Annotated in this window: 19 protein-coding genes; 9 read left to right on the top strand and 10 right to left on the bottom strand. The window is 73.4% G+C overall.

The window, feature by feature from the left end; all coding sequences use genetic code 11:
* Positions 1–7: 7 nt before the first annotated feature.
* The 5 genes from C1N81_RS38130 to C1N81_RS38110 form a co-directional block, all read right to left on the bottom strand.
* The gene (locus C1N81_RS38130; protein ID WP_394435960.1) at positions 8–799 is read right to left on the bottom strand and encodes a 3-hydroxybutyrate dehydrogenase; all 792 of its coding nucleotides are present in this window, start codon (positions 797–799) and stop codon (positions 8–10) included.
* 108 nt (positions 800–907) lie between these two features.
* On the bottom strand, positions 908–1,387 hold the full coding sequence (locus C1N81_RS38125; RefSeq protein WP_394435959.1) for an NUDIX hydrolase: 480 nt from the start codon (positions 1,385–1,387) through the stop codon (positions 908–910).
* A 35-nt stretch (positions 1,388–1,422) separates the two neighbouring features.
* A complete protein-coding gene (lnt, locus tag C1N81_RS38120) occupies positions 1,423–3,033 on the bottom strand; it encodes an apolipoprotein N-acyltransferase (RefSeq protein WP_394435958.1) in 1,611 nt (536 codons plus the stop codon).
* A gap of 100 nt (positions 3,034–3,133) precedes the next feature.
* Positions 3,134–3,709, bottom strand: coding sequence for a hypothetical protein (locus tag C1N81_RS38115; RefSeq protein WP_394435957.1), 576 nt, complete (start codon positions 3,707–3,709; stop codon positions 3,134–3,136).
* A 77-nt stretch (positions 3,710–3,786) separates the two neighbouring features.
* Positions 3,787–4,557: a glutamate racemase gene (locus C1N81_RS38110; RefSeq protein ID WP_394438503.1), complete on the bottom strand. Its 771-nt coding sequence runs from the start codon at positions 4,555–4,557 to the stop codon at positions 3,787–3,789.
* A gap of 73 nt (positions 4,558–4,630) precedes the next feature.
* Between C1N81_RS38110 and C1N81_RS38105 the strand changes: the two genes are divergently transcribed.
* On the top strand, positions 4,631–5,803 hold the full coding sequence (locus tag C1N81_RS38105) for a glycosyltransferase (protein WP_394435956.1): 1,173 nt from the start codon (positions 4,631–4,633) through the stop codon (positions 5,801–5,803).
* 7 nt (positions 5,804–5,810) lie between these two features.
* On the opposite strand, the gene C1N81_RS38100 is transcribed toward C1N81_RS38105, so the two are convergent.
* Positions 5,811–7,073 carry a TerD family protein gene (locus C1N81_RS38100; RefSeq protein WP_394435954.1) on the bottom strand — a complete coding sequence of 421 codons (1,263 nt, stop codon included), beginning with the start codon at positions 7,071–7,073 and terminating at the stop codon, positions 5,811–5,813.
* Positions 7,074–7,351: 278 nt separating this feature from the next.
* Between C1N81_RS38100 and C1N81_RS38095 the strand changes: the two genes are divergently transcribed.
* From C1N81_RS38095 to C1N81_RS38080, 4 genes are all read left to right on the top strand, one after another.
* The gene (locus C1N81_RS38095) at positions 7,352–7,789 is read left to right on the top strand and encodes a DUF6643 family protein (RefSeq protein WP_394435953.1); all 438 of its coding nucleotides are present in this window, start codon (positions 7,352–7,354) and stop codon (positions 7,787–7,789) included.
* A gap of 68 nt (positions 7,790–7,857) precedes the next feature.
* On the top strand, positions 7,858–8,679 hold the full coding sequence (locus C1N81_RS38090; RefSeq protein WP_394435952.1) for an MOSC domain-containing protein: 822 nt from the start codon (positions 7,858–7,860) through the stop codon (positions 8,677–8,679).
* A gap of 101 nt (positions 8,680–8,780) precedes the next feature.
* Positions 8,781–9,386, top strand: coding sequence for an Rv1733c family protein (locus C1N81_RS38085; protein ID WP_394435951.1), 606 nt, complete (start codon positions 8,781–8,783; stop codon positions 9,384–9,386).
* Positions 9,387–9,516: 130 nt separating this feature from the next.
* Positions 9,517–11,928: a right-handed parallel beta-helix repeat-containing protein gene (locus C1N81_RS38080; protein ID WP_394435949.1), complete on the top strand. Its 2,412-nt coding sequence runs from the start codon at positions 9,517–9,519 to the stop codon at positions 11,926–11,928.
* Here C1N81_RS38080 and C1N81_RS38075 read toward each other — a convergent pair.
* Entirely contained in the window at positions 11,898–14,285 is a 2,388-nt protein-coding gene (locus tag C1N81_RS38075; RefSeq protein WP_394435948.1) for a hypothetical protein, read from the bottom strand. The genes C1N81_RS38080 and C1N81_RS38075 overlap by 31 nt on opposite strands.
* Before the next feature lie 236 nt (positions 14,286–14,521).
* Between C1N81_RS38075 and C1N81_RS38070 the strand changes: the two genes are divergently transcribed.
* Both C1N81_RS38070 and C1N81_RS38065 read left to right on the top strand, forming a co-directional pair.
* Positions 14,522–15,373, top strand: coding sequence for a DeoR/GlpR family DNA-binding transcription regulator (locus C1N81_RS38070; protein WP_394435947.1), 852 nt, complete (start codon positions 14,522–14,524; stop codon positions 15,371–15,373).
* Between the two features lie 137 nt (positions 15,374–15,510).
* Positions 15,511–15,996, top strand: coding sequence for an SRPBCC family protein (locus C1N81_RS38065; protein ID WP_394435946.1), 486 nt, complete (start codon positions 15,511–15,513; stop codon positions 15,994–15,996).
* 71 nt (positions 15,997–16,067) lie between these two features.
* On the opposite strand, the gene C1N81_RS38060 is transcribed toward C1N81_RS38065, so the two are convergent.
* Positions 16,068–17,291, bottom strand: coding sequence for an L-cysteine desulfhydrase Cds1 (locus C1N81_RS38060; RefSeq protein WP_394435945.1), 1,224 nt, complete (start codon positions 17,289–17,291; stop codon positions 16,068–16,070).
* Between the two features lie 320 nt (positions 17,292–17,611).
* Between C1N81_RS38060 and C1N81_RS38055 the strand changes: the two genes are divergently transcribed.
* Both C1N81_RS38055 and C1N81_RS38050 read left to right on the top strand, forming a co-directional pair.
* The gene (locus C1N81_RS38055) at positions 17,612–17,926 is read left to right on the top strand and encodes a hypothetical protein (protein ID WP_394435944.1); all 315 of its coding nucleotides are present in this window, start codon (positions 17,612–17,614) and stop codon (positions 17,924–17,926) included.
* A 238-nt stretch (positions 17,927–18,164) separates the two neighbouring features.
* The gene (locus C1N81_RS38050; RefSeq protein ID WP_394435943.1) at positions 18,165–18,725 is read left to right on the top strand and encodes an ATP-binding protein; all 561 of its coding nucleotides are present in this window, start codon (positions 18,165–18,167) and stop codon (positions 18,723–18,725) included.
* Positions 18,726–18,840: 115 nt separating this feature from the next.
* Here the strand turns inward: C1N81_RS38050 and C1N81_RS38045 are convergent, their stop codons facing one another.
* Positions 18,841–19,104, bottom strand: coding sequence for a hypothetical protein (locus C1N81_RS38045; RefSeq protein ID WP_394435942.1), 264 nt, complete (start codon positions 19,102–19,104; stop codon positions 18,841–18,843).
* Positions 19,105–19,228: 124 nt separating this feature from the next.
* On the bottom strand, positions 19,229–19,525 hold the full coding sequence (locus C1N81_RS38040; protein ID WP_394438500.1) for an SHOCT domain-containing protein: 297 nt from the start codon (positions 19,523–19,525) through the stop codon (positions 19,229–19,231).
* Positions 19,526–19,542 lie beyond the last annotated feature (17 nt).

The following is a 19,542-nucleotide window of genomic DNA, read 5'->3' as shown; positions in this document are numbered from 1 at the left end:
CCGCGTCTCAGTGAGCGGTCCAGCCTCCGTCGAGGGTCAGCGACGCCCCTGTCATGAAGGACGCCTGCGGTGTGCACAGGTAGGCGACGGCCTCCGCGACCTCGTCGGGTTCGACGAGCCGCTTCACCGCGCTGTCCTGCAACAGCACCTCGCCGACCACCCGGTCCTCGTCGATGCCGTGGGCGGCGGCCTGGTCGGCGATCTGCTTCTCGACGAGCGGGGTGCGCACGTAGGCCGGGTTGACGCAGTTCGAGGTGACGCCGTGCGGGGCGCCTTCGAGCGCCGCCGTCTTGGACAGCCCTTCGAGTCCGTGTTTCGCGGCGACGTACGCCGATTTGTACGCGGAGGCGCGCAGGCCGTGCACCGACGACACATTGACGATGCGGCCCCAGCCCTGCTCGTACATGTGCGGCAGGGCGCCCCTGATCAGCCGGAACGGGGCCTCCAGCATCACCGTCAGGACCGTGTGGAACACCTCGGGCGGGAACTGCTCGATGGGGCGGACCAGCTGGAGCCCCGCGTTGTTGACGAGGACGTCGACGCCGCCCGCCGCCGCGGCCTCCGCGGCGTCGAGGTCGGTCAGGTCGAGGACGTACGGTTCGACGCCGTCGGTCCGCGCGGCCAGCGCGTCGAGCCCCTCCCGGTCCAGGTCGACCGCCCGGACCTTGGCGCCCGCGGCGGCGAGCCGCAGGACACAGGCCCGGCCGATGCCGCCGGCGGCGCCGGTGACGAGTGCGGTGCGCCCGCCGAGGTCGAGCGGGGCGGCGGAGGGGGCGGCGAGTGGGGTGCGCGGGGTCATGCTCCGCACCCTAGGCAGCGCGCGGACGCCTCCCGATGTGGGCGGCACCCATACTTCGGCGCCCGCTCATGGTCCGCCCGCACCCCCGCGGCCGGATCGAGCGGGGCCTCACCTCTCCCCGATGCCCTCGAACCAGGTGGGCGCGGACTCGGTGGCGAGCTTGATCCGGTGCAGGTCGATCCTGCCGAGGCGGGGCAGGGCGTCCAGGGCGAACCAGTCGACCTCGAGGGACTCGTCGTCGTTCACCCGGCAGTCGGTGGTCGTGGCCCGGCACAGGAAGGTGATGTCCATGAACTGGCACTGATCGCCGTTGTCGTACGTCACCGGCTCCAGGGCCTGGACCGACAGGACGCGCTCGGCGACGCACTCGACGCCGGTCTCCTCCTCCACCTCGCGCGTCGCGACCACCGCGGGCTGCTCTCCGGGATCGGCGATCCCCCCGGGCAGCGCCCAGCGGCCCGTGTCGCTGCGGCGTCCGAGGAGCACCCGCTGCTCGTCGTCGAGGACGACCGCGGTGACGCCCGGCAGGTAGAGCAGCTGGTGGCCGGCGCTGGCCCGGATGGTGCGGATGAATTCTGGAGTCGCCATACCCCCGACCCTAACCGCATGGCCGAAGGGCCCGCTCAGCCCTGTCCGCGCCGTTCCCGGCGGCCCCGCACGAAGGCTCCGGCGAGGCCGCCGGCGCCGAGGACGACCAGGAGCGCCTCGGGCCAGGCGCCCACGCGCGTGGCGAGCGTCCGCGAGGTGCGCCGGGGCACGTCGGCGAGGAGTGTGTCGGCCTCGAACATGCCGGTGTGCTGGGCCACGGACCCGTCGGGCCGGATGACGGCGCTGATGCCGCTCGTGACCGGGACCATGACGGCCCGGCCGTGCTCCACGGCGCGCACCCGGTCCATGGCGAGCTGCTGGTAGGTCATCTGGCTGCGTTCGAACGTGGCGTTGTTGCTCGGCACGGACAGGATCTGCGCGCCCTCGCGGACCTGGTCGCGCACGACGTCGTCGAAGGCGGCCTCGTAACAGGTCACGTTGCCGATCTTCGTGCCCGCCATGTCGAAGGCGACGGCCTTGTCGCCCGGGACGAACTCGCCCGCGCGGTCGACGTCCTTGCTGAAGATCCGGAAGAAGCCGCGGTACGGCATGTACTCGCCGAAGGGCTGGAGATGCCGCTTGTCGTAGACCGCGCCGGGCCCGGTCCTCGGGTCCCACAGGATCAGCCGGTTGCGCTCCGTGCCGTCCTTCGCGGTGACGACGGCGCCCACCGAGATCGGGGCGCCGACGGCCCGCGCGGCCTTGCTGATCTCGTCGTACGCGTCCTGGTTGACGTACGGATCGATGTCGGAGGAGTTCTCCGGCCACAGCACCAGATCGGGCCGCCTCACCTCGCCCGACGTGATCTTCGCGGCGAGCTTCATCGTCTCGCGTACGTGGTAGTCGAGGACGGCCCGGCGCTGGGCGTTGAAGTCGAGGCCCATCCGCGGCACGTTGCCCTGGATGAGCGCCACGCGCGCGGTGCCGTCCTGCGCGGCGTTCGACACGAGGGGCGCGGCCGCGGCTCCGGCGATCACGGGGGCGACGGTGGCCACCGCGGCGATGACGACCGCCCGGTCGCGTACGAGGTGTGCGCCGCCGACGGCGGCACGGCGCAGGGAGACGACGCGGAGCACCAGCGCGGCCAGGCCGAAGCCGCACAGCACGACGGCGAAGCCGAGCAGCGGGGTGCCGCCCAGCGAGGCGAGCGGCAGGAAAACGCCGCTGGGCTGCCCGAAGGCGACCTTGCCCCAGGGGAAGCCGCCGAACGGGAAGCGGGCGCGCAGCGCCTCGTCCGCGATCCAGACACCGGCCGCCCACAGCGGCCACAGCGGGAGCCGCGACACGTACGCGATGCCGAGCCCGGCGAGGGAGACGAGCAGCGCCTCGGCGGCGGCGAGCGCCAGCCACGGCAGCGGGCCGACGTCGACGCCGGTCCACGACAGGAGCGGCACCATGTAGGCCAGGCCGAAGACCAGCCCGAGGCCGAACCCGGCCCGCAGCCGCCGCCCGTGCACGGCGAGCCCGAACAGGGCGAACGACAGGGGCGCGAGCCACGGCAGCTCGCGCGGCGGGAAACTCGCCCAGAGCAGCAGCCCGGCGACCGCCGTCAGGCCGACGGGCACGAGCCGTCGCAGGCGGGAGGGGCGAGCGTTCGGTGCTGCGGGCTCGTCCGAGGGGGCGACGGGCGGTGCGGTGGCGGTCACCCGGGGAGTGTACGGCGCGCCCCTGTCCACGGGACATGCCGGTCGGACGGGGGCGGGCGGCTCGCCGGAGGCCGCGGGACCGGGCCGGTCTCCCGGGGCGTCAGAGGGCCGGACCGGAGGCCTTCGGCTTGGGCTTCGGCGTGAGGCGGTCGCGGATGTGGCGGACGGCGCTCTCCGCGTCGTCCACGGTCACCGTGAACTTGCGGCCGTCACCGAGGATCAGCACCAGGCCCTCGCCGCGGCGCACCACGACGGCCGTACCGATCTCGGGGCGCCAGCGGTAGCCCCAGCCGCCCCACTGCCGGGGTGTGACGCTGGGCGCGAAGTCCGCGTCGACGACATGGGCGAGCGGGATCTTGCGGCGCGGCACCCCGACATGGCCGCAGCGCACCTCCAGGTGGTCCTTGTCGACCTTCACGGCGACGTGGAGGAAGGCGAGGGTGCCGAAGAGGATGAGCAGTCCGGCGGCGATGAGTCCGACCACCGACATCGCCAGGGCGGCGATGCCCGTGGCCCACGAGCTGACCACGGCGAGCTCGATGCCGAGCGCGAGGCAGGCGAACCCGCCCAGGGCGAGGAGCCACTGCACGCGGTTGCGCGCGCGGCCGGTCCAGATCTCGCTCCCGTGGGCGGAAGTGCGTCGCCCGGGGTGCTCGTCGGCGGCGTTTTCCCTCATGCACACGAGCCTACTCATGTTCCGGGGCGAAGGCACGAGATCGCGGAGCGTGACCGCTCCGCATGGCGGCGCGCCGCTCAGCCGACCTGGCTGACGGCCTGCAGCGACCGCCCCTCGGCATAGGTGAGTGCGGCTTCCGGGAGCGTCGCCGTACGGCCGCTGAGGATGACGGTGAGTGACCCGCGGGCGGCCGGGCCCGGGGCGGGCCGCTCACCGATCCGGCGCAGCGCCTGCGCGGCCACGGCACCGGCGCTGCCGAACAGGGCGAGCGGGGCGGCGCCCGGCTGCTGGACGGCGGCGCGGATGCGCTCGGCGACCAGTTCGTAGTGGGTGCAGCCGAGGACGACGGCCTTGACGTCGGGCGGGGTGAGCGCGGCGGCGGCCGCGATCGCCCGGTCGATGCCGTCCTCGTCGGCCCACTGCACCGCGTCGGCGAGCCCGGGGCACGGCACCTCGGTGACCTCGACACCGGCCGCGAAGTCGCGGATCAGGCCCCGCTGGTAGGGGCTGCCGGTGGTGACGGGCGTGGCCCAGATGGCGAGCGGGCCGCCACCGGTCGCGGCGGGCTTGATCGCGGGGACGGTGCCGATGACGGGGATCGCCGGTTCGAGCGCGGCGCGCACGGCCGGAAGGGCGTGCACGGACGCCGTGTTGCAGGCGATGATCAACGCGTCGGGGCGGTGCGCGACGGCGGCCTCGCAGGCGGCGAGCGCGCGCTGGGTGATGTCCTCGGGGGTGCGCGGACCCCACGGCATGCTGTCCGGGTCGGAGGAGAGCACGAGATCGGCATCCGGCCGCAGGTTCCGTACCGCCACGGCCGCCGCGAGCAGCCCGATTCCCGAGTCCATGAGCGCGATCTTCACCCGGAAACCATAGACGATGGGTCCGACAAGGCGGCCTCGGTGGGGCAGACTGCGACGGATGGACGTCGTTGCGTGGATCACCGCGGCCTCGCTCGCCGCATGGCTGTGGCTGCTGCTCTGCCAGGGCTTCTTCTGGCGGACCGACCTGCGCCTGCCGCCGTCGACGGAGCCCGCGCACTGGCCGGACGTGTGCGTGGTCGTCCCGGCCCGCGACGAGGCGGCGGTCCTGCCGGACAGCCTGCCCTCCCTGCTCGCGCAGGACTATCCGGGGCGGGCAGAGGTCTTCCTCGTGGACGACGGCAGCAGCGACGGTACGGGCGAGGTGGCGCGGGCGCTGGCCGCGCGCCACGGCGGGCTTCCGCTGACGGTCGGCTCCCCCGGCGAGCCGCCCGCGGGCTGGACGGGCAAGCTGTGGGCGGTCCGGCACGGCATCGGCCTGGCACGCGCGCGTGGTCCGGAGTTCCTGCTGCTCACCGACGCGGACATCGCGCACGAGCCGGACAGCCTGCGCGGCCTGGTGGCGGCGGCGCACACGGGCGGCTTCGACCTGGTGTCGCAGATGGCGCGGCTCCGGGTGGCGAGCGCGTGGGAGCGGCTCGTGGTGCCCGCGTTCGTCTACTTCTTCGCGCAGCTGTATCCGTTCCGGCGCATCGCGAAGAAGGGGTCGCGGACGGCGGCCGCGGCGGGCGGCTGTGTCCTGCTGCGGACGGCGGCGGCCGAGCGGGCGCGCATCCCGGACGCCATCCGGCAGGCGGTCATCGACGACGTGTCGCTCGCGCGCGCGGTGAAGCGCTCCGGCGGCCACATCTGGCTGGGCCTCGCCGAGCGCGTCGACAGTGTGCGGCCCTATCCGCGCCTGGCGGATCTGTGGCGCATGGTGTCGCGCAGCGCGTACGCCCAGCTGCGCCACAATCCGCTGGTCCTGCTCGGCACGGTGCTCGGGCTCGCCCTGGTGTACCTGGTCCCCCCGGCCGCCCTCTGCGCGGGCCTGCTGGCGGGCAGCGCGCCGACCGCTCTGCTTGGCGGGCTCGCGTGGGCGGTGATGACGGGAACGTACCTGCCGATGCTCCGCTACTACCGCCAACCCTGGTGGCTCGCCCCGCTGCTGCCCTTCACCGCGTTCCTGTACCTCCTGATGACGGTCGACTCGGCGGTGCGGCACTACCGGGGCCGGGGCGCGGCGTGGAAGGGCCGTACGTACGCCCGCCCCGACGCCGCGCCCGAGCGGTGAACCGCCGCTATTTGCGGCCGGGCGTCCAGTTCATGCCCCATCCGTAGACCTGGTCGACGGTGCGCTGCGGGCTGACGCCGCGCTCGGGGACGAGGTAGCGGGCCTCGCGCTGGACGGTCAGGTCGCCGCCGTTGTGGGTGATCAGGGCGAGGGCGCACACGGTGGAGGGCACCGTGCACTCGTCCAGGGAGAAGTCGATGGGCGCCCCGTTGAGCGGCTGCAGCGTCACGGTCGCGTGCAGGTCGGCGAAGCTGCGCGCGCCCTCGTAGATGGTGACGAAGATGAGGATGCGGCGGAACGCGTCCTTGTGGTCGAGGTTGATGCTCAGGTTCTCGCCGGTGGCGACGGACCCGCTGCGGTCGTCGCCGTCGAGGTGGATGTACGGGGGCTGGTGCAGCGAGCCGAACGCGTTGCCCAGGGCCTGCACGACGCCCTTGCGGCCGTCGGCGAGCTCGAAGAGGGCGCACAGGTCGAGGTCGAGGTCCCGGTGCAGGGCGGTCGCCCGGCCGCGCTTGCTCCCCCAGCCGCTGAACTGCTTGCGCACCTCCCAGTTGAGGTTGACGCGCATCGTGCCCGAGGTGCCGCCCTGCTTGGCCAGGGAGACGCTGGGCGCCGCCTTGGTGAGCGTGACCTTGGAGAGGCGTACGGGGGCGGCGGCGGACGGGGCGGGCGGGGCCGCCGGGGCGGGTGGCGTCGCCGGGGCGGGTGGCGTCGCCGGGGCGGGTGGCGTCGCGGCCGGCGGCGCCGTGTGCTGCGGCTCGTCGACGCTGATCCCGTAGTCCGTGGCGAGCCCTTCGAGGCCGCTGTCGTACCCCTGGCCGACCGCGCGGAACTTCCAGGCGCCCTGGCGGCGGTACAACTCGCCGAGCACGAAGGCGGTCTCCACCGTGGCCTCGGCGTCGAAGCGGGCGATTTCGGTGCCCGCCGCCGCGTCGAGGACCCTGATGTAGAGGCCGGGCACCCGGCCGAAGGCCCCGCCGTCCGCGGACGCGGCGAGGACGATCCGCTCGATGTCCGCCTCCACGCGCGCGAGGTCGACGAAAAGGGTGTCCGTGACCGCGCCGCCCGCCGTGCTCTTGCCCTCGTGGCGGACCGCCCCCGAGGCGTGCGCGGGCTGGTTGTAGAAGACGAAGTCGGCGTCGGAGCGCACCTTTCCGGCGACCAGGAGGAGCGCCGAGGCGTCGGCGTCGGGGACGCCGGGGCCGGAACGCCATCCCAATTCGACGCGCACGGCCGGGGCCGGCACGGCGACATTCGAACCTTTGCTCATTGTCATGTCTGCCCCCAAATCGAGATCGCGGATTCCACCGCCAACCTATTCCCCGGCCCGGATATGGACCCCACAAGCGCGCACAGAGACCGACGAAGATCACCGTCCAACCCGTCGGTAACCCGACAGGAACGCGGCATTTACACGATCCCGACGTCCCGTGGCGACCGCTTTGCTCAAGTTCGCTCACATTGGGGACATGCAGTCACGCCCGACACGCAAAAGAACCCTCTTATCGGTCTCCCCAACGACCACATCGTGGGCTTAACTTATGTGCCATGACCTCCCCCCGCTCCACCTATGGCGGCGGTTACTACTCCGCGCCGTCCTTCCCGGACACTCCGATCTACGACTCCCTCGTCGCAGAACGGGGCACCCCCCAGATCGCCCCGATCCGGGTCCCCTCCGCGTACGACACCGGTAGTCATCTGCCCGCTCTGCCGGCCGCCCTGCCCGCACTGCCGGCCGCCCCGTCGCCGCAGTACGGCTACGCGCCGCAGCAGCACGCCCCCATGCAGCCCGCGATGCAGGCGGCGCCGACCGCCTACATCCCGCAACAGGCCGCGGGGCCGCGCGGCTACCCGGGCCCCCAGGCGCAGCCGCAGCGCCCGGCACCCGGCACCGGCTACGAGTCGATGCGCCCGGCCGCGCCCCGGCCCGCCCCGGCCCCGTACGAGGATCCGTACAACAACCGCCAGCAGTACCGGGGTTACTGAGAGCCTGTCTGCGACGCCGAAACCTTGCTGCGCGCGGGGCCGTCAGTGCCTGCTGGCAGGATGGCCCCATGTCGCAACCTGTACTCAGTTCGATCCATGTGTACCCGCTGAAGGCGGTTCGGGGGCACGCGCCGCGTGAGGCGGCCGTGGAACCGTGGGGGCTGGCGGGGGACCGCCGCTGGGTACTGATCGACGCCGAGCAGAAGGCGGTCACGCAGCGCCAGCACCCGCGGCTCGCGCCCGCCGCCGCCGAGCAGCTGCCCGGCGGCGTCCGGCTGTCCGCGCCCGGCATGGAGCCGCTCACCGTCGAGGTGCCCGCCGCCACCGGCACGACGCCGTTCCAGCTTTTCAAGGACAAGGTCGAGGCGGTGCCCGCCGACCCGCGCGCGCACGCGTGGTGGAGCGCCTACCTGGGGTCGGACATACGGATGCTGCACCTCGACGACCCGGCGACCAGGCGGCCGATCGACCCTCGGTACGCGCGGCCCGGCGAGACCGTCAGCTTCGCCGACGGCTACCCGCTGCTCGTCACCACCCTCTCCTCCCTCGACGCGCTCAACTCGCTGATCGCGCAGGGCGACCACGCCGACGAGGGCCCGCTGCCCATGAACCGTTTCCGGCCGAATGTGGTCGTCTCCGGGACGGCTCCCTGGGCCGAGGACGACTGGACCCGCATCGCCATCGGCGAGGTCACCTTCCGCGTCGCCAAGAAGTGCGGCCGCTGCGTGGTCACCACCACGGACCAGGACACGGCCGAGCGCGGCAAGGAGCCGCTGCGCACGCTCGCCCGCCACCGCCGCTTCGGCGACCAGCTGTGCTTCGGGACGAACCTGGTGCCCGAGACGCCCGGCACGGTGCGGGTGGGAGATCCGGTCGGCGTCCTCGAATAACCGTCGCCCCCTCGGGAACCCGAAGGCCCGGCACGCTCGTTGGAGGACAATGGCTGCCTGGTACGTCGGGGGCAGTTCGGGGACGGAAGGGGGTGCAGTCCGTGCGAGCGATCACCGGCCTCTGGCGCTGGCGCCGCAATCCGCTGTGCCGCAGGACCGACCTGGCGGAGGCCTGGGTCGCACTGGTCGCGCTGGTCCTCATGACCGTGGCCGCACCGGTCACCGGCGCCGTCGCGGGGGCCCTCTCGCGCGACGCCCTGTACCGCTCGGTCCGGGCCCAGCACGAAGAGCGCCACGAGGTGCGGGCGACGGTGGTCGAGAAGCTGGCGCAGCCGCCGCTCGACCCCGATCCGGAGACCTCCACCGCGCGGGACGCGCACAGCCGGGTCCTCGCCACCTGGAGAGCGCCTGACGGCACGCACCACCGGGACCGCGTCATCGCCCAACTGGCGTCACCGCGCGCGGGCGACACCTTCCCGCTGTGGATCGACGGCACGGGCCACGTCGTGGGCCGCCCGCTCGACCGGGCCACCGCCGCCACGCACGCGGTGCTCGCCGGGATCGGCACGGCCGCCGCCCTGATCGGGCTCGTGGAGGGCGCCCGCCGCATCGTCGTCTGGCGCATGGTCCGTCGCCGGTACGCGCGTTGGGACCGCGCCTGGGACATCGCGGGTCCCGACTGGGGCCGGACGGGCACGGGCAGCTGACCAGGGTCCGGCTCCGGTCAACCCCTGTCGTCCGCGCACGCTACGGTGGACCCACCTTTCGCAGGACAAGCGCGCCGGGCAGGGCGCGGAGGCGACCCGCGGGACGACGAGGTGGGGGCAGATCAGCGCCATGGCACAGGGCACGGTCCAGGTGACGCACACCGGCACATCGCGGTGGCGGCGCCGCACGGGTGAGTACGCGTCGCTGGCGGCCGCCCTGGAAGCGGCCGGTGACGGCGACATACTGACGATCGCCCCCGGCACGTACAGGGAGAACCTCGTCGTCACGCGCGCGGTGACCCTGCGCGGCCCGGAGGGCACCCCCGGCTCGGTGCGCATCGCGCCCGCCGACGGGGTGCCGCTGACGGTGCGGGCCTCGGCGACGGTGCAGGACCTGCACATCGAGGGCCAGGACGTGGCGGCGCCCGCGCTCCTCGTCGAGGAGGGCGCCCCCGAGCTCGCCGGGATACGCGTGGTCACCCGCTCCGCGTCCGGCATCGAGGTGCGCGGCGGCGCCCGGCCCACGGTGCGGCGCTGCACCGTGGACAACCCGGCGGGCATCGGCATCGCCGTCCTGGACGGCGGGGGCGGTGTCTTCGAGGAGTGCGAGGTCGTCGCCGCCGGGCAGGCGGGCGTCGCCGTCCGCGGGGGCGCGCACCCGCGCCTCGAGCGCTGCCGGGTGCACCACACATCGGGCTCGGGGCTCTCCGCGACCGGCGAGCACACCGGCCTGGAGGCCGTGGGGTGCGAGATCTACGAGGTCAAGGGCTCGGGCGTGCAGGTGACCGGCCGGGCCGCGGCCCACCTCACCGACTGCGACGTGCACCGCACGACGGCCGACGGGGTCACGCTCGACACGGACGCGGTCCTCACCCTCGCGGACTGCCGCATCCACGACGTCCCGGAGAACGCGATCGATCTGCGCTCCCGGTCCGTGCTCACCCTCACCCGGTCCACCGTGCGCCAGTTCGGGCGCAACGGTCTGTCGGTGTGGGACCCCGGCACGCGCGTGGACGCCAACCAGTGCGAGATCCACGACAGCACGGGCGACTATCCGGCGGTGTGGGTGAGCGACGGCGCGACCGCCGTGCTCGACGCGTGCCGGGTGCACGACGTGCCGGACGCCCTGTTCGTGCTCGACCGCGGCTCCCGCGTCGACGTCGTCGACAGCGACCTCTTCCAGGTGCGCAACACCGCCGTGTCGGTGAGCGACGGGGCGACCGCGCAGCTCGACGACTGCCGCATCCGCGAGGCCGCGACCGGCGCCTGGTTCCGCGACCACGGCAGCGGCGGCACCCTCGCCAACTGCACGGTCGACACCGTGCAGACCGGCGTCATCGTCACCAAGGGCGCCGACCCCACCATCGAGCGCTGCACGATCGCTTCCCCCGCCGAGGCGGGCTTCTACGTGTCCGCGGGCGGCCGCGGCAGCCTCACCGGCTGCCGCGTCACGGGCAGCGGCGGCTACGGCTTCCACGTGATCGACGGCTGCCGCACGACGCTGAAGAAGTGCCGTACGGAGCGGTGCGCGCGCGGCGGTTACGAGTTCGCCGAGGACGGCCCGCTCGTCGAGGAGTGCACCAGCGACGAGAGCGGTGGCGTCCGCCCCGGCGGAGCGGCGTCCGCCGCCGCCGAATCGGCCGTGCAGACCGCCACCCAGACCGTCGGGCTCCTCGGCACGGTGCCCGACCAGCGGCCCGCGGCCCCCGCGGCGGAGGCGCCGAAGCCGGCCCGTACGTCGAAGGACGTGCTGAGCGAACTCGACGCCCTGGTGGGCCTGGAGGACGTCAAGCGGGAGGTGCGGGCGCTCACCGACATGATCGAGGTGGGGCGCAGGCGGCAGGAGGCCGGCCTCAAGGCGGCGTCCGTCCGCCGCCACCTGGTCTTCACCGGCTCCCCCGGCACCGGCAAGACGACGGTGGCCCGGCTGTACGGTGAGATCCTCGCCGGGCTCGGCGTCCTCGAACAGGGCCACCTCGTCGAGGTGTCCCGCGTCGACCTGGTCGGCGAGCACATCGGCTCGACCGCGATCCGCACGCAGGAAGCCTTCCAGAAGGCCCACGGCGGTGTGCTGTTCATCGACGAGGCGTACGCCCTCTCCCCCGAGGACTCCGGGCGCGACTTCGGCCGCGAGGCCATCGACACGCTCGTGAAGCTCATGGAGGACCAGCGGGACGCCGTCGTCGTCATCGTCGCGGGCTACACGGCGGAGATGGAGCGGTTCCTGTCGGTCAACCCGGGTGTCGCGTCCCGCTTCTCACGGACCATCACCTTCTCCGACTACGTGCCGGAGGAGCTGCTGCGGATCGTGGAGCAGCAGGCCGAGGAGCACGAGTACCGGCTCGCGCCGGGCACGCCGGAAGCACTGCTGAAGTACTTCACGGCGCTCCCGAAGGGCCCGGCGTTCGGCAACGGCCGCACCGCGCGCCAGACGTTCGAGTCGATGGTGGAGCGGCACGCGGGCCGGGTCGCGCAGGTCGACGAGCCGAGCACCGAAGAGCTGACGCTGCTCTACCCGGACGACCTGCCCGAGCTGCCCTGAGGCTCGGGCCGCTGCCGCGGGACACCGGGTGTGAGGCGCGCGAGCAGTTTCCTGCGCTCCTCGGCGAAGACCGGGTCTGCCTGGTAGTCGCCGTGGCCGAGGATCGGCGCGGGCAGCGGGTGCCGCTCGGTGCGGCCGTAGGCGAGCGGGTCGAGGAGCGGCGGGTGGTCGACCACGGGCCCGCATTTGCCGGGCAGGTCGATCGGGCCGCCGATCGGGTCCGTCCTGCGGTGCAGGCTGCGCCAGCAGTCGACCTGCCGGTGCAGGGAGGCCAGGGCGGCGGGGCCGAAGTGCGCCGGGAACCAGCGCCCGTACAGGCGCTCGAGCGGTGTCCCGTAGGTGAGCAGTCCGACGCGCTTGCGCACGGTGGGGTGCAGCTGCCAGGCGGCCGCGGCGGCGAGGACGCTGCCCTGGGAGTGTCCTGACAGGATCAGGCGGCCGCCGGTGGCGCGGGTCCAGGTGGCCATGCGCCAGGTCAGGTCGGGGACGGCGCGCTCCGCGTAGCAGGGCGGCGCGAAGGGGTGCGCGGCGCGCGGCCAGAAGGTGCCCACGTCCCAGAGGATGCCTATGGTGCGGCGCGCGGAGGGGTCCTTGTAGGCGCGGCGGCCCCAGGTGACGAACGCGATGAAGCCGGCGCCGATGAACCAGGAGCCCAGCGCCTGCGCGGTGTCGGCGGCGCCCTGGACGACCGGGTAGGAGCCTTCGGCGGCCACGCCGGGCACCTCGCCCGTGGCCCAGGCGCCGACGACGGCGAGGACCCCCAGGAGCAGCGTCACCGCCGAGACGACGCCGACGATCAAGGGGGCCTGGTCGGTGAGGGCGGCACGCGCGCGGGTGCCCGCGATGCGCTCGGTGCGGGCGGCGTCGGTGACCTCGCCCGGCTCGGTGGTGTTGTCGGGGCGGGCGTCCAGGCCGTAGTCCTCGGCGACCCGGGCCTTCTCGCGCTTCTTCACGCGCGCGGTGCGGATCGCGAGCGCGGCGCACAGCACGGCGAGGACGACCAGGAGCGGCGGGATCACGGACGCCTGCCAGGAGAGCAGGACGGGCGGTCCGTCGATCAGGCCGCTGGTGCCGTCGAGCCAGTCGGCGACGCGCTGGGCGATGCCGCCGGTCATGACGCCGCCGAGGGCGCAGGCGAGCATCGCGGTCGCCGGGCCGCCGAGGCCGCGCAGGGCGGTGCGCGGGTCGCGGGCCCTGCCGTAGATCACCTTCGCGACGACGGCGAGCGCCACCACGAGGGCGCCCTCGACCAGGGCGATGCCGCCGAAGACGGCGTCGCCGGGCAGGCGCCCCGAGGAGCGCCACTCGGGGCGCGACCAGGCCGCGTACACCATGCTCAGCGCCAGCAGGACGAGGGCCGCGTACGGCAGGGCGCGGACGACCGCGCGGTCCAGGGCGATGTCCAGGGTGTTCTCGCTGCGGCCCCGGTGGACGACGACGCCGACGACGGCGACCGCCCCGGCGAGCAGGCCGCCGACCAGGACCCAGCCGAGGACGTCGAGGAGCGCGGGGCCGCCGGGCGCCCGGTCGTGGCGGGCGGCGGACGTGCCGACGGCGGCGGCGACGGTCAGCAGCCCCGCGGCGGCGTGCGCGGCGCGCAGCCTGGCGACCAGGCGGCGTCCGTACCAGAAGCCGGGCTTGCCGAGGGCGGTGCTGCCGTCCCCGTTGTCCGGCTCGGGCTGGTGGGGCAGCGGGAGCTGGGACTCGTAGGCGCTCCAGGTGCGGTGCGAGAGGTACCAGAGCAGGGCCGTCAGGGCGGTGGGGACGAGCGCGGCGAGGGCGAGGCGGCGGCCGGGCTGGCTCCACCAGCCGCCGTCGCCGTGCGCGTCCACGGAGAGGAAGCCGAGCCAGGCCCGCTGTTCGCCGCAGGCCGCCGTGCCCGCGCACTGCCAGGCCGTCAGGTCGAGCGCGACCTCGCACGCCGCGGCGACGAACAGCACGGTGAGCGTCAGGCCCGCCAGGCGGACGAGCAGGCCGTACAGGCGGACGGTGCGCGACCGGCGGCGGGCGTTGGGCCGCATCCAGTGGGCGAGGTTGACGACCATGAAGGGCAGCAGCACCAGCCACAGGGCCCGTGATCCGTTGCCGGAGGTCAGGTTGCACCACACGTACGCCTCGGGCACCGGTTTGCCGCGGTAGTCCTCGGGGCGGCTCTCCGCGTCCACGTCCTCCGCGCGGCGGAACATGGCCGCCGTCCCGTCGCCCGCCACCCGGACGGTGCGCGGGTCGTCGAGCATCTCCTGGGGCGTGGTGCCGCCCACGCCGTGGACGAGCAGTTCGAGGGCGGTCTCGTCGGCCGCCGTCCGCACATCGCTTCCGCCGGTTTCGTCCTTGCTGTGATCGTTCTCGCGCGTCATCGTGCGTGTCCCCCGTTCCTCAACACCAGCAGGATCCCCGTTCGGCGCGCGCGTGCACCTTCTCCGTCACGGAATCTCCCCGATCGTTGCGGCACCGATGTGTGCGGCGCCCTCGCGGGGGGTGGTACGGCGGTGGTACGGCTGTCGGTGGCACGTGCGAGGATGACGGCGCAGCAGAGCACACCGTGTGGCACCCCGCGTGAGAGGCGGGATTCGGCGAAGGGACCCGACGGGACGTGAGCGAGAATCAGAACCTCCTCGCGGAGCAGCGCCGCTCCCTGATCCTCGACGAGGTCCGCCGCCGCGGCGGCGTCCGGGTCAACGAACTGACCAGGAAGCTCGGCGTCTCCGACATGACGGTCCGCCGCGACCTCGACGCGCTGGCCCGCCAGGGCGTCCTGGAGAAGGTGCACGGCGGCGCCGTCCCCGTCGTCGAGGCGAGCTCGCACGAGCCGGGGTTCGAGGCCAAGTCCGGGCTCGAGCTGACCGCCAAGGAGGACATCGCGCGCGCCGCCGCGACGCTGGCCGCGCCCGGCACCGCGATCGCCCTGTCCGGCGGGACGACGACGTTCGCGCTGGCGCAGCAGCTGCTCGACGTGCCGGACCTGACGGTGGTGACGAACTCGGTGCGGGTCGCCGACGTGTTCCATGTGGCGCAGCGCAGTGCGGGCACCCGGCAAGGGGCCGCGACCGTGGTCCTCACCGGCGGGGTGCGCACGCCGTCCGACTCCCTCGTGGGGCCCGTCGCCGACCAGGCCATCGCGGCGCTCCACTTCGACGTGCTGTTCCTCGGCGTGCACGGCATAAGCCCGGAGGCCGGTCTGTCCACGCCGAACCTCGCGGAGGCGGAGACGAACCGGCGGCTCGTGCAGTCCGCGCGGCGTGTGGTCGTCGTCGCCGACCACACCAAGTGGGGGACGGTGGGCCTGAGTTCGTTCGCCTCTCTCGACCAGGTGGACACGCTGGTGACGGACGCGGGGCTGCCGGTGGAGGCGCGGGCCGAGATCGGTGAGCATCTGCGGCTCGTCGTGGCCGGGGAGCCGGGACCTTCGGGCCTGTCGGGCGGCGAGGGCGGTACAGACATCTGACAGGGCTGCGGCTAGTGTGACTGCACTCGGTCAACTGCCCTTGCCGCTGGGCCCCTTGAGGCCGTCTGCCCGCTGAGGCCGCCTGCCCCTTGGGGACGCCTGCCCCTCGGGGCTTCCCGTTCGGAGGCTGAACGTTCATGGCACGTCGACTCCGCCCCGTCGCACTCGACTTCGTCGAGACGGCCCCGCTCCGGTTCGTGTTCGCCCGTGAGGTGTCGGCCTCGCCCGAGGCGGTGTACCGGGCGCTGGCCGAGGAGGTCGCAGACTGGCCCCGGTGGTTCTCCGCGGTGACGTCGGCGCGGCCGCTGGAGGGCGGGGCGCGGCGGGAGATCCGGCTCAAGGGCGGCACGCGGTTCCTGGAGACGGTCGTCGCGGCGGAGCCCGGGGAGCTGTACGCGTACCGCGCCGACCTGACCAATGCGCCCGGGATGCGCGCCCTGGTGGAGGAGTGGCGGATCGTGGGCGTGCCGGGTGGGGCGGCGCGGGTGCAATGGACTTTCGCGGCGGACGGGACGGCTCTGTTCCGGGGGGTCATGAAGGTGGGGCGGGCCGGGCTCGGGCGGGCCTTCCGGGACGCGGTCGGGGCGCTCGACGCTCGGCTCGCCTCCGCGCCCCGCGCTTGAGCTGAGGATCACGGGGCTCCGGCCCGGACCCCACTCCTCAAGCGCCGGAGAGGCTCAGAAAACGGGCCCACTCAAGGGCCGGTGGGGTCCGAAGGATCGGTGGGGTCCGAAGGGCCGGTGGGGCTCGAAGGGGCGGTGGGGCTCGACCCGGGCCATCTGCCCGTCGCCAACAGCTGGTCGATCGTGTGCGCGTACGGCCTGATGTCCAGGCCCTGCCGCTCCAGCCAGTCGTCCGCATAGTACTTGTCGAGGTACCGGTCGCCCGGGTCGCACAGCAGGGTGACGACGCTGCCCTTGCGGCCCTCGGCCACCATCTCCGCGACGATCTTCAGGGCGCTCCACAGGCCCGTGCCGGTCGAACCGCCCGCCTTGCGGCCGATCGCGCGCTCCAGGGCGCGGACGGCGGCGACGCTCGCCGCGTCGGGGACCTTCATCATGCGGTCGATGGCCCCGGGGACGAAGCTGGGCTCCATGCGGGGGCGGCCGATGCCCTCGATGCGGGAGCCGCAGTCGCTGGTGGCGTCGGGGTTGTCCGTCGTCCAGCCCTCGAAGAAGCAGGAGTTCTCGGGGTCGGCGACGCAGATACGGGTGTCGTGCTGCATGTAGTGCACGTAGCGCGCGAGCGTCGCCGAGGTGCCGCCGGTGCCGGCCGTGGCCACGATCCAGGTCGGACAGGGGTACCGCTCCAGCTCCAGCTGGCGGTAGATCGACTCGGCGATGTTGTTGTTGCCGCGCCAGTCCGTGGCCCGTTCCGCGTACGTGAACTGGTCCATGTAGTGCCCGCCGGTGCGGGCGGCGAGCGCGGCCGACTCCTCGTACATCGTCCGGGAGTCGTCGACGAAGTGGCAGCGGCCGCCGTGGAACTCGATCAGTCGGCATTTCTCGGCGCTCGTCGTACGCGGCATCACCGCGATGAAGGGGACGCCGATCAGCTTCGCGAAGTAGGCCTCCGAGACGGCGGTGGAACCGCTGGACGCCTCGATGACCGGGCGATTCGGCCGGATCCAGCCGTTGCACAGGCCGTAGAGGAAGAGCGAACGGGCCAGACGGTGCTTGAGACTGCCGGTGGGGTGGGTCGACTCGTCCTTGAGATAGAGGTCGATGCCCCAGTGCTCGGGGAGCGGGAACCGCAGGAGGTGGGTGTCGGCCGAGCGGTTGTTGTCCGCCTGAACCTTGCGGACGGCCTCTTTGAGCCATGTTCGGTATGCGGTGTCGGTGTGGTCGACGTCGAGCGTCGGCAGCGGCTCACCGGCCGCGCCGTCGCCTGCGGGACGGTCCTGCTTTCCTGTGCTCACCGCGCGGCTCCTTTGCGTATTTTCGCGCGTCGGCCAGGGCGGAACATGTCGGAGCGACGTGTCGGACGAGCCGGTGCGAACCCGGTCGGAGATGACCGGACGCCTCGATCATAGACACCTCGCGCACGCTTCTCACCTGCATAAACACCCCTTTGAGGGGCTCAAAGGCAGACCTGGCGTCGAGGGGGAACGCCCGTACGAACGGGCACATATTCCAGATGCGCCTGCTGCTTCACACCGCGTCCACATGTGTACTGGTGCCAATGGCCAGGTACGTGCAAACTGCACCGCACGGACGCACTACGAGGGGGCGAAACGGCATGACGGAGCCGGAGTTCACGGCGACGGGCGTGCGGATCGGGCGGCGGCTGCGCTCGCTGACCCGGGCCGGGCAGATCCGGATCGCGGGCGGCAGGCTCGAACTGCTCACGAGTTACGGCAGTGAGATCGACAGCGCTCCTCTGCGTGAAGTCCGCGCCGGCAAGCCCTGGTTCGGCCCCGACGACAGCGCCACGGCGGAGGTCGACGGGCGGCGGTATCTGCTGCGGCTCGGAGGGCAGAGCGCCGACGCCGGGCCGCCGACGGCACGCCGGTTCATCGAGGCGGTACGCAGCGCCACCGCCCGCACCACCTGAGATCCACCGACGTCTGCCGCCCGTCCGTCGCGCGCCCTCACCACGCGCGAGCGACCGCCGGAGTTGCAGCGCCACACCCCCTGGGTCACGCTGGTCACGCATCACTACTCAGGGTTTACCGGCGATAACGCTGCGAACCAGCCCGCCGGACACGTAGCGGGCGGTCCTGCCACAGCGTGATCGCTCCGCTCGATCCGCACTCGTCTTCTTCCGGACCTCTTTCGGGGAGTCGCAGCCCGTGATCAGCCAGCCGAGCAGGCATTGCACGGTGGAGCTCCAAGCCCTGCCGTCGCGGATCGGACAGGTCCGCAGAATCGTATCGGCGCAGTTGCGCTACTGGCATCTCGACCCATTGATCGATCTCGCGGAGCTCGGCATCACCGAGCTGCTCACGAACGTGCACCGGCACGTCGAACCGGACAAGAACTGCACGGTCGAGATCGAACTCCGCAGGGAGCGGCTGACGCTCTCGGTACACGACCACGACCCACGTCTTCCCGAAGTGCGGGAGGACGACGTGCCCGCCGACGCGGTCTGCGCCGACGCGGCGTGCGACGACCTGGACGCGCTCTCGACCTGCGGTCGTGGCCTCGCCCTGGTCGCCGCCGTCAGCGAGAGCTGGGGGGTGCGGCCGCACGGGGACGGCGGCAAGGTCGTCTGGTTCACCCTCCCCGCCCCGCCCCCCGCGAAGGCGCTGCCGCCGATCCCGGTCCACACCGCGATCACCCCGCTCCACGCGGACGCGCCCGACCGCCCCACGTCCGCACACGCTCCCGCCCGGTCGGCCGTCGCAGGCTGACCGGGCGGTGACACTTCGCATCCGCGGGGTGCGGGGGGGCGGCGTTGGGGCGGGGCGGCATGTGGAGCGCCGGGCCGGTCCGGCACACCCATCCGCGAGGGTGCACCGGACCGGCTCAGGCGCCCCCCTCCACGGGGGTGCGCCGGACCGGGACGACGTCCCCGTGGGCCCGGTCCGGCGTCCCCACCCGTGGCGGCGCGCACCGGGCCGGTCCGGCGTCCCCGTCCGTGGCAGTGCGGTGGGCCGGGCCGACGCCTCCGTACCTGGCAGTGCGGCGGGCACCCGTACGGCCGAGGTGGCGGCCGAGCACGGGCGCCGAGCCCAGGCAGGCGACGACACCCACGGCTGCCGGGAGCAGCCTGGAAAGGGCGCTGATCACCAGCTCGCCCTGCGGTAACGGGAATTCGATGGGTCCGCAACAGGGCATGCTCACGCGTGCGTTGTGCCACGACCTGACGGCGTCGTCGACGCGCGCGGCGGACGGATGAGAGGCGCGGCGCCCGTCATGCCGCACCGCCCTTGCCGGTCGCCGGGCGCCCGAACTCCTCGTTCAGGACGGAGAGCCGGCGCCAGTACTCGTCCTCGTCGATCTCACCGGCGGCGAACCGGCGGCCGAGGACGGCGATCGGCGATTCCGCGTCGACGCGCGGTGCAGCGGGCCGCCACGGTCCGCGCCGGCCGCGCCACGCGGTGCGGCGCAGGAGGGTGACGACGCCGACCGCGACGGCCGCCCAGACGAGCGGGAAGAGAAGGATCCACGGGCCGGGGCCGTCGCCGCCGAAGTGCGCGAGTGTCTGCATCTGACTCATCTCCCGAA

The organism is Streptomyces sp. SGAir0957 (genome assembly GCF_043523415.1).
Note: the sequence above shows the minus strand (reverse complement) of the source record. Positions and strands in the feature narration are given on the sequence as shown.

Bases quoted from the DNA above. Each gene is read 5' to 3' on its own strand.
- C1N81_RS38130 (WP_394435960.1), bottom strand. From the start codon at position 799: ATGACCCCGCGCACCCCACTCGCCGCCCCCTCCGCCGCCCCGCTCGAC.
- C1N81_RS38125 (WP_394435959.1), bottom strand. From the start codon at position 1,387: ATGGCGACTCCAGAATTCATCCGCACCATCCGGGCCAGCGCCGGCCAC.
- C1N81_RS38115 (WP_394435957.1), bottom strand. From the start codon at position 3,709: ATGAGGGAAAACGCCGCCGACGAGCACCCCGGGCGACGCACTTCCGCC.
- C1N81_RS38110 (WP_394438503.1), bottom strand. From the start codon at position 4,557: ATGGACTCGGGAATCGGGCTGCTCGCGGCGGCCGTGGCGGTACGGAAC.
- C1N81_RS38105 (WP_394435956.1), top strand. From the start codon at position 4,631: ATGGACGTCGTTGCGTGGATCACCGCGGCCTCGCTCGCCGCATGGCTG.
- C1N81_RS38100 (WP_394435954.1), bottom strand. From the start codon at position 7,073: ATGAGCAAAGGTTCGAATGTCGCCGTGCCGGCCCCGGCCGTGCGCGTC.
- C1N81_RS38095 (WP_394435953.1), top strand. From the start codon at position 7,352: ATGACCTCCCCCCGCTCCACCTATGGCGGCGGTTACTACTCCGCGCCG.
- C1N81_RS38090 (WP_394435952.1), top strand. From the start codon at position 7,858: ATGTCGCAACCTGTACTCAGTTCGATCCATGTGTACCCGCTGAAGGCG.
- C1N81_RS38080 (WP_394435949.1), top strand. From the start codon at position 9,517: ATGGCACAGGGCACGGTCCAGGTGACGCACACCGGCACATCGCGGTGG.
- C1N81_RS38075 (WP_394435948.1), bottom strand. From the start codon at position 14,285: ATGACGCGCGAGAACGATCACAGCAAGGACGAAACCGGCGGAAGCGAT.
- C1N81_RS38065 (WP_394435946.1), top strand. From the start codon at position 15,511: ATGGCACGTCGACTCCGCCCCGTCGCACTCGACTTCGTCGAGACGGCC.
- C1N81_RS38055 (WP_394435944.1), top strand. From the start codon at position 17,612: ATGACGGAGCCGGAGTTCACGGCGACGGGCGTGCGGATCGGGCGGCGG.
- C1N81_RS38040 (WP_394438500.1), bottom strand. From the start codon at position 19,525: ATGCAGACACTCGCGCACTTCGGCGGCGACGGCCCCGGCCCGTGGATC.